This window comes from Streptomyces sp. NBC_01176 (assembly GCF_045039825.1).
GTDB lineage: Bacteria > Actinomycetota > Actinomycetes > Streptomycetales > Streptomycetaceae > Streptomyces.
Map to the genome: position 1 here is coordinate 6,212,785 of NZ_CP108600.1, position 12,021 is coordinate 6,224,805.

Here is a 12,021-nt window from a genome sequence, read left to right on the forward strand (position 1 = left end):
TCGTGGTGGCGACGGGGCGGTCACGTCCGGTCGCCACCACGCTCCCTCCAGCGGCGCACCAGCTCCTTGCCCCGGCTGCGCGCGACGACGTCGCAGACCACCGCCGACAGCAGCGGTGCCGTACGCCGCCGGGCCAGCAGCAGCCGCTGGTTGACCACGGGGTTCGGGCGCCAGTGGTGCTTGTAGGGCTCGTCGCCGCGCAGCAGGCTCAGTGCCCCGTGGCGGTCCCCCTCGGTGTGCCGGGCGCAGGCGTCCAGCAGCATCACGGCGACGTCCGCCTTCCGCTCGCGCAGATCCGGATGGGCCCCGTAGAGGTAGCCGCCCGCCAGCCGCGGGGACAGCAGGGTGAGGTCCACCGCCATCACGGTGCCGTCGAGCCGGAACTCGGTGACCACCGCGTCCCCGGAGCTCACCATCGGTCCGACCGACCGGACCAGGTGTTCGGCGAACCGCTCCTGGAGATGCTCGGACGTCACCTTCCGCCCCTGCCACTGCAGCCGGTGCAGTTCCAGCAGGCGGCACAGCGCCGCGTCCACCTCCCCGGCCGGCACGATCCGGGGCTCGATGCCCAGCGCGGCGAGTTTGCGCAGCTTGGCCCGCACGCGCTGGGCCTTCGAGGAGGGCAGCCGGCGCACCAGTTCGTCCATCGAGAGGGCGGGCAGTTCCAGACAGAGCGAGTCGCTCACCCGGCGCCGCGGTCCGCGCCAGCGCTCGTAGATCCGCTCCACCGCGCCGCCGGGCCGTACCTCGCGGAAGTCGATCAGCGCGCTGCGGGCGGCCAGGGACAGCCCCTCGGCGAGCGTCGCCGCCGCGCGGTCGGCGTACTCGTCGTCGATGAGGACGTCGCCGTAGTCGGAGATGGCCCCGCCGAGGGGGACCAGCGCCGGCAGGGGTCGGCGTACGCGCATCAGGGGCGCGACCGCGCGGAGCTCGTCGCCGTCACGGACCAGGACCAGACGGAGGCGGCCGGGGGTGCCGTACGACAGCCACCAGGAGTACAGCCAGGCGTGGCTCTGGAACGGGGTGGCGGCGGCGCACCGGCCGTACAGGCGTTCCCAGGCGGGGGCCAGGGCGGCGAACTCCCGCTCGTCAGTGATGATCTCGGCCCGCAGGGTGCCGCCGAGTCCGGCCAGCAGGGTGCCGTTCACAGCTGTCCGTGCGCGTCGGCGGCGGTCGCCGGGTTCGGTACGGAGGCCGTTCGGGCCAAGTCCCTGTCCCGCCGCGGACGCACCAGCAGGATCAGTCCGCCCAGCAGCCCGCCGGCGCTCGCGCCGACCAGACCGGTCACCTTCGGCGACGGCGAGGAGGGGGCGGTCGGCTTCATCGCGCGGGAGAACTGCAGGAGTTCGACGTGCGTACTGGCACGGGTGGCGTTGGCGTGCTCGGTCAGCGAGCGCGAGACGGCGTTCGCCATGTCGGCCGCGAGGCCCCGACGCGGGGACGTGGCCGACACGGCGACCATCGGCGCGTCGGGCGAGGTCGCGGTCTGCACGCTGCGCTGCAGCGTGGAGACCGGCACCCCGGCCCGCGCCTGCGCGTTCGCGAGCACCGCGAGCTGTGTGGCGACCCGGCCGTACGCCTGCGCGAAGCCGAGCGCCGACGCCGGGTCCGACTTGTCCGTGGGGACGGCGATGACGTAACTCGTCGCCGTGTACGTCGGAGGCTTCTCGACGCCGTACGCGACCCCGAGCGCGCCGCCGAGCAGGGCGCCGGCGACGAGCAGGGTCCACGGCGGCAGGCCCCTCCGGCGGGTGGCGGGCGTGCCCGCCGGGCCAGGTGTGCCCACCGGTCCGGCCGGGCCGGGTGTGTCCGCCGGTCCGGCCGGTTCGGCCGAGCGCTGCTGCCTGGTGGGGATTTCGGTCATGAGGAACTCACTCCCAGAGGGGTGCAGGAGACGGCGGCCGCGTACACGTCCATGAGCTGCGCGGCGCTGCGGTTGATGCTGTAGTGGTGGGCTGCGTGCGGTACCGAACGGGGTCCGGGGCCCGCCCCGCGGACCGCTCGGAGGGCCCGTACGAACGAGTCGGCGCCGCCCTGGACCCGGCGCGCGCCGGGCGCGGCACCCGCGGGCAGGTCCTCGACCGCGGGGCAGGAGACGTACAGGACCGGCAGCCCGGCCGCCATCGCCTCCACGACCGCGAGCCCGAAGGCCTCCTCGGCGCTGGGCGAGGCGAGGACGTCCATGGCAGCGGTCAGCGACGGCAGATCGGCCCCCGGCAGGCCGCCGGTGGGGCGCTCGCCGGTGAACAGCACCCGGTCCGCGACCCCGGCCCGCTGCGCGGTCCGTCGCAGCACGTTCTCCTCGGCACCGCCGCCGACCAGCAGCAGCCAGTGGTCCGGGGGCAGTTCGGCCAGCGCGCGGATCAGGACGTCGAACCGCTTGGCCGCGGTGAGCCGGCCGACACCGCCCACGACGTAGGCGCCGTCGGGCAGCCCGAGCCGGCGACGGGTGCGTGCGCGCAGCACCGGGTCGAAGCGGAAACGGTCCACGTCGATGCCGTTCGGGACGACCTCGATGCGCGGTCCGGGCACCCCCCAGCGGCGCAGCCGGTCGGCCACGGTCGGGGAGACGGCGACGGTGGACCGGCCGAGCCGCTCGCTGGCGAGATACAGCTCGCGGACGCCTGCGCTCAGCCGGCGTCCCTCCATCTGCGAGTCGCCCAGCGAGTGTTCGGTGGCCACGACGGCCTTCACCCCGGCCAGCCGCGCGGCGATCCGGCCGTACACGCACGCCCGGTAGAGGTGGGTGTGCACCAGGTCGTAGCGGCCGCCGCGGATCAGCTTCGCCAGCCGGGGGAGCGCGGCGACGTCCCGGTTGCCGGTCATGCCGAGGTGGACGACGCGTACGCCGTCGGCGGCGAGTCCGTCGGCGACCGCGCCGGGGTTGGTGAGCGTGACGACGTCGCAGTCGACGGGAAGATGCCGCAGGAGCAGGCGCAGTTGCTGCTCCGCACCGCCGACACCCAGGCCGGTGATGATGTGCAGGGCCTTCATCAGGCCCCCTCGACGGGGCGCCGCCGCAACCGGTGCAGCTTGAGTTTCAGCAGCAGGCGCACGGCGGTGTCGTTCTGCCCGATGTGGACGCGCGGCAGGGCGTGCGGGCCGGTCAGCGGGCCGGGATCGATTCCGCAGCCGTAGGTGTAGCCGGCGTCGCGCACGGCGTCGACGACCCGCGCGTCGAGGGTTCCGTAGGGGTAGCAGAAGCCGTCGACGGGAGCACCCGTCAGGTCCGAGAGCGTCGCTCTGCTCTCGGCGACCTCGGAGTGCAGCAGGGCGTCGTCGACCTGGGTCAGGTCGACGTGGGTGAGACCGTGCGAGCCGATCTCGATGCCCTCGGCGGCGGCCAGCCGGATGCCCTGGGCACCGAGCAGCGGCTTGCGGGGACCGAGCGGGTCCCAGGCGTTGTCGCCGTCCAGCCGACCCGGCAGGACGAAGAGGGTGGCACCGCAGCCGTGCCGGTGCAGGACGGACAGGGCGGTCTCGACGAAGTCGGCGTATCCGTCGTCGAAGGTGAGACCGACCAGGCCGCGGCCCTCGCCCCGGGCGCGTGCGGCGAGCAGTTCGGCCATGCTCACCCCGCGCAGTCCGCGGCGGCGCAGCCACCCCAGCTGATGGTCGAGGCGGTCCGGCGAGACGGTGATGCTGTACGGGTCGTCGGAGCAGTCGCCCACGGAGTGGTACATCGCGACCCAGGGGACCGTGTCGGCGGCCCGCACGGCGGTGTGGAAGCAGGTGCGGCGACGGAGGTCGGTGGCGGCGCGGGCGTCGACACGTCTGAAGCGGTCAGCGGAAACGGACATGCGGCAGCCTTCGCTTGAGGGAACGGAGGACGGGTGCGAGGGCCTGGACCCCCAGGGCCCAGGCCAGCACGGCGAAGACGACGGCCACGACGGTGCCGCCGAGGAGAAGACCCACCAGGGGGGAGCCCGCACGGCTCGCGCAGAGCGCCCCCACCGCGCCCGCGACGAGCGCCGCGCGCACGGGTTTGCCCAGTTCGGCGACGACCTGACGGGTGCGGATCGGCACACTGCGCGGGCCCATGCCGCACAGCAGGAGCAGGGCGCTGAGGGTGACGCCGCCCGCGTTCGCCGCGGCGATGCCGCACACGCCCCAGCTGCCGACGGCCAGCGCGCCGATCCACGAGGTCGCGACGATCCCGGCGGTCATCGCGAACAGCGGGTACCAGGTGGGCCGTCCCGAGGAGAAGTACGAGCGCACGAGCGCGCCCACCAGCGTGTGGCCGAGCAGTCCAACGGCGTAGACCCGCATCACGGCGGCGGTGGCCGCGGTGTCCTGAGCGGTGAACGCGCCCCGCTGGAAGAGCAGTTGGATCATCTGGGGTGCACACGCGACGACCGCCGCGGTACCGAGGAGCACGGTGCAGGAGACCAGTGCCAGGTCGCGCTCCACACGGACGCGGGCCCGTTCGGTGTCGCCCTCGGCCATCGCCTGCGCCACCACCGGGAAGGTGACGGTGCACAGCATCAGCGAGAGCACCATCGGCATCTGCGCGACCTTCTGCGCGTAGTTCAGGTGCGAGATGGCGCCGGCGGGCAGGGACGAGGCCAGGAACCGTTCGATCAGGACCTGGGACTGCCGGCACAGGGCGAAGAGCAGGACCGTGCTGATCAGCGCCAGGTCCATCGGGCGCGCCTGCGCGTCGGCCGCCCCGTCCACGGTCACCTCGTGCCGCCTGAGCTGCCGCCAGAGCGAGGGTGCCTGCGCGACCACCATCAGGGCGCCGCCCACCGCGACCCCGAGGGCCGCCGCGCGCACTCCCCAGCGGCCGCCGAGGACGAACATGGCGGTGATGATGCCGGTGTTGTACGCGACGTAGATGGCCGCGGGCGCGACGAACCGGCGGTGCGCCCGCAGGGCGGCGCTGCAGTACCCGGCGAGTCCGAAGGTGAACACGCAGGTGGCCGTCAACCGGGTGCAGTCCACCGCGAGCCGCGGGTCCGGCAGGCCCGGCGCGAGAGCCTCCACGAGGTAGGGCGCCCCGGCGATCAGCAGCGCGGCGACGGCCGTGACGGCGAGCGTCAGCCGGGGCAGGGTCGCGGCGACCAGCGCGCGGACCGGGTCGCCGACGGCACCCTGGGCGCGCCGCGCCACCGCCATGCTGAACGCCGGTACGAGTACGAAGGCGAGGCCGTCCTCGATCAGCAGCGTCGCCGCGAACTCCGGCAGGGTCCAGGCGACCAGGAAGGCGTCCGTCGCGGAGTCGGCTCCGAACAGGTGCGCGAGGGCCTGGTCACGGCCGAGGCCCAGCAGGGCTCCGGCGATCGACAGCGCGATCGTGACGAGGGCGGCCTTGGCGAGGAACCGGTTGGAGGCGTTCTCCGCGGAGGCGGCGGAGGCGGCGGGGGCGGCGGGGGCGGAGGCGGTGGAGGTGGCTGTGGGGACGGAGGGGGTGGAAGGGGTGGAGGAGACGGGCAGGGAGGACGGGGGGAAAGCAGAAGGAGGGGTGAGCGGGTCGGGTGGGTCGTAGGTGGGGGCCGCGTCTCGGGCGCCCGGCAGGGCGAACGGATCGTCGGTCCCGGCGCCGCCGCCGTCGGCCGCCGCCCGGGGAGGCTGAACCGTCATCGCGTCGCGGCCCCCTCCGGCGAGCCCGCCGCCGACGAGGACGTGGACACGGGGGGCGGCGCGGCGGCTTCGGAGGCCCGGGGTGCCGGCGGCGCGGCGGCTTCGGAGGCCCGGGATGCCGGGAACGGGGCGGCTTCGGAGGCCAGGGACATCGGGGACGCCGGATCCACCAGCGCCCACCAGGCCACCAGGCCGAAGCAGACCCCCGTCAGCACGGTCGAGGGCCCGCCGATGTCCGCGTACACGAAGTCCACCAGCTGCCAGCCGAGCAGCCCGCACGAGACCAGCGCGCAGTCGAGCCCCGAGGGGGCCAGGACCGGTCGGCCGAGCCCCGCCAGGGCGTCCGGCGCCGTCCGGCGCACCCGGACCAGTCCGCGCAGCGCGCACACCAGGAGCGCCAGCCAGCTGCCGGTGAGGGCGAGCAGCCCGATCAGTCCCTGTTCGCTCAGCACGAGCAGATACATGTTGTGCGGGGAGAGCAGCGGCTGCTTGCTGAAGGCGGTTCCGGCGCCCCCGATGTCACTGCCCGAGGAGAGGGCGAGCGAGGCGTGGCCGTCGCGGTGGTCGGGGAAGCCCTTGAGCCCGACGCCGGTGAGCGGGTGGTCGCGCCACATGTCGACGGCCGCCGCCCACATGGTGTACCGGTCCACCACCGACTGGTCCGGGGCGTCGGTGACCTGCGTGATGCTGTCGACGCGCTCCTGCAACATCTCCGTACCGACGCCGAGTCCGCCCACCAGGATCACGGCCACGGCAGCGACGACGGCACCCACCCTGATCGCGCGCCGCAGCCCCGCCAGCGTCAGCTGGACTCCGCACGCCAGAGCCGTGGCGATCCACGCGCCCCGGCTGAACGACAGCGCGAGCGGCGGCAGCAGCGCCAGCGCGCACGCCACGGCGGAGGCCCGCTGCCGTACCGTGCCCGAGCCGAGCGCCAGCGCGAGCGAGCACACCAGCCCGAAGGCGACCACCGTCGCCATGCCCATCACGTCCGTCGGCCCGAAGGTGCCCACGGCCCGGACGTCCTCGCCCCGGTAGGAGGCACCGGTCCCGGTGACGTACTGGTGCACCCCGACCGCCCCCTGCCACAGCGCCAGGGCGACGAACGACCAGGCGAGCAGCCGGAAGTCGCGGCGGTCCCGGACCAGCAGCAGCACGGCCGCGGGCACCAGGACGAAGATCTGCAGATAGCGGGTGAGACCGGTGATCCCGGCCGTGGGGCTCGCCGCCCCGGCCGCCGCGACCGCGATGCCGATCACGGGCAGGGCGAGGACCACCGCCGCGCCCGGGGACAGGGGACGCCGACGGTCCCGTACGAGCCGTACCGCGCAGCAGACCACGACCAGACCGGACATGGCGTCCGCGATGTTCGCGCCGCCCTCCCCGCTCGGCGCCATCGGCAGCCCGAGCAGCGCGATCACCGCCATGACGGGCAGCACCGGCAGCGCGCGGCGCACCCCGGACATCAGGGTGCCCAGTGGCGAGCGGGGGGAGGCCGGCGGCAGCGAGCAGGGGGTGGTCGGCGGCGTGTGCGCGGCGGCCGGCGGCGAGTGGGGCAGGGCTCGGCTCATCGGCTCAGCTCCCCGTCGGGCGTACCAGCGAGGCTGCCGTGCGCAGCAGGATGCAGACGTCCTGCCACAGCGACCAGTTGTCGATGTACGCGTTGTCGAACCGGCAGCGGTCCTCGATCGAGGTGTCGCCGCGCAGCCCGTGGATCTGGGCGAGTCCGGTGATGCCGGTCTGCATGCGGTGGCGAGCCGCGTAGCCCGGATAGGTCTGGCTGAACTTGGCCACGAAGTAGGGCCGTTCGGGACGCGGGCCGACCAGGCTCATGTCGCCCCGCAGGACGTTCCACAGCTGCAGCAGTTCGTCGAGCGAGGTGCGCCGCAGGAAGTGGCAGAAGCGGCTCATCTCCCGCTCGCCCGCGACGCTCCAGCGGGTCGCGGCCTCGTGCGCGTCGACCGGGCGGTGGGTACGGAACTTCAGCAGCGTGAAGGGCCGCCCGTCCTTGCCGATGCGCTCCTGCCGGAAGACCACCCCCGGTCCGTCGCTCAGCCGCAGCGCGACCGCGCACACCAGCAGCAGTGGGCTGATCACGAGCAGCAGCGCCCCCGAGACGGCGACGTCGAGAAGCCGTTTGCCGAGGGTCCCGTGCGGCCTGGAGACGTTGATCCGCCGGCAGGAGAACCCGGCGAGCCGCCCGCTCCCGCCCGTCCTGCCGTTCGCGCCCGCGGAGGCTCTGCCCCGCGGTACTCCGTGGCTGAGCTCCTGCGACGCCGAGTCCGCGTCGACGTGCCACAGCACACAGCCCGCCTCGCTCAACGCCCGCAGTAACGGACCGTGTTCACTGCGGGGCTCCACCACGAGCACCGCGCGCACGCCGTTCTGGATGAGGGCCCGCTGCACCTCCTCGCCGGTGGTGAGGACCGGCAGCCCGTCGGCGCCGGCCCCCTGGGCGGCGACGATGCCGACCGGACGCAGGCCGCAGCGCGGGTGCCGCAGGAAGGCCGCGGCCACCCGCTGGGCGGTTTCCGCGGGGCCGATCACCAGGGTGGCGTCGGGGCGCAGGACCAGGGCCCTGCGACGTCGCCAGTGCACGACGGCGCGGGCCGCGCAGCTCACCGCCGACTGCAGAACGCAGCCCACGGCCAGGGTCCGGGCGGACAGCGCCGCGGCGGGGGAGAGCGCCGCCAGCAGGGCCGCGAGCGTGCACCACGTCATCACGACGCGGGCGCACACGGCGGGCAGGTCGTCGAGCACCGTGGGGATCCGCCCGGGACGGTACAGCGCCCCGTGCGTGTTCAGCGCGAGTACGCCGAGCAGCAGCGCGACGAGGAGCGGCGGGTGCCGCTGGACCTGGGCGAGGGACATGCCCGCCAGCAGCGCCGCACCGCCGTCCGCGACGAGCAGGGGCAGCCACGGGGCGCGCGGGGCGGACAGCCGTTGCCCGGCGGGGAACCTGAAGCCGTCGGCGGCCCCGCGCGAAGGGATGACCGAGACGGGCGAGAATCCGTACTCCCGGGGCTGTCCGCCGGGGGAGGGAACGGTGCTTTCCGCAGTCACGTGTGGATGGGCTCCCTGCACTCGGTGGGTTCCCCGCACACGGTGCGCCCGCCGGGCCCCGCGGTGAGCAACTCGCGGTAGACCTCCGCGACCGCGTCGGCCGCGCGCCGCACGTCGTGCGTGGTCAGTACGTGGCGTCGCCCCTGCCGGCCGAGCGACTCGCGCAGCGGCGGATCGGCCAGCAGGTCGCAGATCGCGCGGGCCAGCGGGCCCGGCGCCTGGGAGGGCACCAGACAGCGGGTGTCGAGGCCCGGCGGCAGGCTCTCGCGGGCGCCGTCCACGTCCGTCATCACGACCGGGCGCCCGCAGGCCATGGCCTCCAGCGGGGCCAGCGCCATGCCCTCCCAGCGGGACGGCAGCACCACCAGATCGGCGGCCTGGTACCAGGGCACGGCGTCGTCGGCGGCTCCGGCGAACAGCACGTCGCCGGGTGCCGAGGCCCGCAGCCGCGCCGCCTCCGGACCGTCCCCGACCAGCACGAGCCGGGCTCCGGGCATCCGCAGCCGTACGGTGTCCCAGGCCCGCAGCAGGACGTCCTGCCCCTTCTGCCGGCACAGCCGTCCGACGCAGACGACCAGGGGAGCCGCCGGATCGAGCCGGTCGAGCAGCGGGAGCCCGGTCCTTACGGTCCCCGCCTCCGCGGGGTGGAAGCGCTCGGTGTCGACCCCGTTGGGGATCACGCTCCACGTCGCCCTGACCCCGGCGCGCACTCCGGTGACACGCTCCGCCTCACTCACACACACCACCCGGGACGCCCAACGCGCCCCCCACCGCTCCCAGTTCAGCGCGAGGCCCGCCGCGAAGCCGTCGACCGCCTCGAACGACCAGGCGTGCGGCTGGAACACGGTCGGCACCCGACCACGCAGGACGAGCCGGGCGGCGAGCCCGGCCTTGGCACTGTGCGCGTGCACCACGTCGGGCCGCGCCTCGGCGACGACGCGGGCGAGCCCTCGTACCTCCCGGACCAGCCGGGGACCCGGCGAGCGCGTCGCCTGCCAGTGCGTCACCTCGGTGCCGAGCGCGCGGAGCGTGTGCGCGAGGCCGCTGTCCTGCGGGCAGGCCGCGGTGACGTGCAGTCCGGCGGCGAGCTGTGCTTCGACCAGGTCGGTGAGCACGCGGGCCACTCCGCCGTCGACCGGCTGGCTGAGGTGCAGGACCCGCGGCGGGGGGTCGCTCGATGGCAATGACATGCGCGGGTTCCTTAGTGACGGGCGGCGCTCTGACGCGCGCGTCACCGCTGCGCGTCGACGGCGGCGAACAGCGCTCCGACCCAGGCCGCGTCCCGCTGCGAAACGAGTTGGACGGTCAACTGGTCACCCCCGAGCCGGAATTCCGTGTCCGAGCCGTGCACAGCGGAGTCGTGTCCGGGCGGATTCGAGGACTTGGGCACGCGTGCGGCCGGGGCGTACCCGGGGGCGTTCCCCGGCCGGGTGGCCGACGGGTCGGATACGTCGTCCAGGGGGTCGGCGGTGTCGCTCGGCGCGGTCGGTCCACCGTCGCCGGCCGACAGGCCCAGCGGGTCTCCGGTGCTGCCGCGGTCGCCGTCGACCTTCGCGGGGCCGCCCGGTGTCCGGAGGACGACGAGGGCGGAGCGGCCCGCCGTCGCGCGGCGCGGCAGAGGGCCCGGGGAATGACGCATGACCGGCGTTGCCCTTTCGGGAAAAGGTTCTGGACCGGCGGAGGAACGGAGATCCGCAGATCACTTGGGTGCGCGCTGACTCCCCCGTCGGTCTCGACGCCTTCCGACATCTGGTTCCGAGCAGCCTCGGGAGGTGACCGACTCTAGCTGTTATCTGTATTTAATTGTCGAAACCTGACAAGTGTGTCGTAATGCCGGAGAACCGGTCGAGGTCAGGCGGCGCGCGTGACTCCCCGGGGCCCCTGGAACCGTCGTCCGGGGGTTCGTGAGATCACTCCTTTGGAGGCACAACCCGTGCGTGCCCCGCGCGTTGATTCCAGCGCTGGGCATTCCGCCCGGCTGTTGTGACGATTTCAAGGAGCACTTCTCCATGTCGCGTATCGCGAAGGGCCTGGCCCTGACCTCCGTTGCCGCCGCCGCCATGGCGGGCACCGCCGGCATCGCCGCCGCCGACAGTGGCGCAAACGGCGCGGCCGCCAACTCTCCCGGCGTCCTGTCGGGCAACGTCCTGCAGGTCCCGGTCCACATCCCGGTCAACGTCTGCGGGAACACCGTCGACGTGATCGGCCTGCTGAACCCCACGTTCGGCAACACCTGCGCCAACGACTGACGTCGGCGCGGACCCTTCTGCCGGCCGTCCTCCCCAACGGGAGGGCGGCCGGTCCGCGTTGCCCCGAACGGGGCAAGGGGGCGCGTGGCCCCGGTGTGGCTCCCCACCAGCGGCGATGGGGGTGGTAGGGGCGAGAGGCGGCTACGCGGCGCGTTCATACGGTTGCGTACGGCGATGGCGGCTTACACGGTGGGCACACGATTCCAAGCACCACCGAAGGGAACATCCATGCGTGTTCTGCCCGCACGGCGCATCGCGTCCTCCGCACTCTGTGCCGCGCTTCTGCTCGGGATAACCGGGCCGGCCGCGACGGCGGCCGGCAGCGACTCGACGCGTGGCCGCACCTATGCGGCGGCACCCGTCCCCGGCGCGGACGCGCTTCTGGCGCAGGTTCAGTCGCTCGCGAACGTCAGCGGCGTCATCGCCCCGGTCGCCGATCTGCTCAACGCCGCTCTCAAGGCGGAGAACGGCCAGCTGCCCGCCGCCGACGCGGCGAAGCTCGGCCAGGCCGTGAAGGACGCGATCGCCAAGGCCACCGCGACGCTTCCGGCCGTGCCCGCCGCGCCCAGCGTTCCGGCGCTCCCCAGCACGCCGGCACTGCCCGCCGTGCCCTCGCTCAAGAACACCGACGAGCGGGGCGGCGCCGATGAGCGCGGCAGCGCCGAGCAGCAGGACGACAAGGCGCCGCGCGCCAGGGACTCGCGAGCCGCGGCGAACCTCGCGGCCGACGCCCTCGCCGCGTTGCAGAAGGCGGTCGACGCGCTGGTCAAGGCGGTCACGTCCGGCGATGCCACCCAGGTGGTGCCCGCGGCCACCGCCGTGGTGACGGGCCTCGTGAACTTCGTCGTCGCCGTCGTGCTCGGTGGCGGCCTGCCCGCACCGAACCTGCCCGGCCTGCCGGCGCTGCCGAGCCTGCCGACGGGCTCGCTGCCGAGCCTGCCGGTGACGTGATCGCCCACGCCGTGAAGGGCGAACCGATCGCCCGCGTGGTGGTCGCCGAGCGGTGAAGGCCTGTGCCGGGACCGCCTGGGCCGGGACCGCCCGTGCCGGGACCGCCTGTGCCGGGACCGCCCGTGCCGGGATCGCCGGCGCCGTGGACGTCGAGGAAGTGAACGCCGGTGACCGG

Annotated in this window: 11 protein-coding genes; 2 read left to right on the plus strand and 9 right to left on the minus strand. The window is 74.3% G+C overall.

Annotated elements, in window-relative coordinates; all coding sequences use genetic code 11:
• Positions 1 to 20: 20 nt before the first annotated feature.
• From OG199_RS26805 to OG199_RS26845, 9 genes are all read right to left on the minus strand, one after another.
• Positions 21 to 1,148: a GNAT family N-acetyltransferase gene (locus OG199_RS26805; protein ID WP_405831629.1), complete on the minus strand. Its 1,128-nt coding sequence runs from the start codon at positions 1,146 to 1,148 to the stop codon at positions 21 to 23.
• Complete coding sequence (locus OG199_RS26810; protein WP_405831630.1) at positions 1,145 to 1,864, minus strand: lipopolysaccharide biosynthesis protein; 720 nt, start codon at positions 1,862 to 1,864, stop codon at positions 1,145 to 1,147. The genes OG199_RS26805 and OG199_RS26810 overlap by 4 nt, the downstream gene beginning before the upstream one ends.
• The gene (locus tag OG199_RS26815; RefSeq protein ID WP_356798891.1) at positions 1,861 to 2,994 is read right to left on the minus strand and encodes a glycosyltransferase; all 1,134 of its coding nucleotides are present in this window, start codon (positions 2,992 to 2,994) and stop codon (positions 1,861 to 1,863) included. Before OG199_RS26815 ends, OG199_RS26810 begins: the two co-directional genes overlap by 4 nt.
• A complete protein-coding gene (locus OG199_RS26820) occupies positions 2,994 to 3,683 on the minus strand; it encodes a polysaccharide deacetylase family protein (RefSeq protein WP_405834677.1) in 690 nt (229 codons plus the stop codon). The genes OG199_RS26815 and OG199_RS26820 overlap by 1 nt, the downstream gene beginning before the upstream one ends.
• A gap of 100 nt (positions 3,684 to 3,783) precedes the next feature.
• Positions 3,784 to 5,583 carry a murein biosynthesis integral membrane protein MurJ gene (gene murJ, locus OG199_RS26825; RefSeq protein ID WP_405831631.1) on the minus strand — a complete coding sequence of 600 codons (1,800 nt, stop codon included), beginning with the start codon at positions 5,581 to 5,583 and terminating at the stop codon, positions 3,784 to 3,786.
• Positions 5,580 to 7,049 (minus strand): O-antigen ligase family protein, encoded by a 1,470-nt coding sequence (locus OG199_RS26830; RefSeq protein ID WP_356798913.1) that lies wholly within the window; start codon positions 7,047 to 7,049, stop codon positions 5,580 to 5,582. Before OG199_RS26830 ends, murJ begins: the two co-directional genes overlap by 4 nt.
• A gap of 109 nt (positions 7,050 to 7,158) precedes the next feature.
• On the minus strand, positions 7,159 to 8,646 hold the full coding sequence (locus tag OG199_RS26835; protein WP_356798895.1) for an exopolysaccharide biosynthesis polyprenyl glycosylphosphotransferase: 1,488 nt from the start codon (positions 8,644 to 8,646) through the stop codon (positions 7,159 to 7,161).
• Positions 8,643 to 9,836 carry a glycosyltransferase family 4 protein gene (locus tag OG199_RS26840; RefSeq protein ID WP_405831634.1) on the minus strand — a complete coding sequence of 398 codons (1,194 nt, stop codon included), beginning with the start codon at positions 9,834 to 9,836 and terminating at the stop codon, positions 8,643 to 8,645. Before OG199_RS26840 ends, OG199_RS26835 begins: the two co-directional genes overlap by 4 nt.
• 41 nt (positions 9,837 to 9,877) lie before the next feature.
• A complete protein-coding gene (locus tag OG199_RS26845) occupies positions 9,878 to 10,285 on the minus strand; it encodes a hypothetical protein (RefSeq protein ID WP_405831636.1) in 408 nt (135 codons plus the stop codon).
• A gap of 370 nt (positions 10,286 to 10,655) precedes the next feature.
• Here OG199_RS26845 and chpG point away from each other — a divergent pair, with 370 nt between their 5' ends.
• Together chpG and OG199_RS26855 are read left to right on the plus strand one after the other, a co-directional pair.
• The gene (gene chpG / locus OG199_RS26850) at positions 10,656 to 10,895 is read left to right on the plus strand and encodes a chaplin ChpG (protein ID WP_405831637.1); all 240 of its coding nucleotides are present in this window, start codon (positions 10,656 to 10,658) and stop codon (positions 10,893 to 10,895) included.
• Positions 10,896 to 11,123: 228 nt separating this feature from the next.
• On the plus strand, positions 11,124 to 11,846 hold the full coding sequence (locus OG199_RS26855) for a hypothetical protein (protein ID WP_356798903.1): 723 nt from the start codon (positions 11,124 to 11,126) through the stop codon (positions 11,844 to 11,846).
• The last annotated feature ends 175 nt before the right edge of the window (positions 11,847 to 12,021 follow it).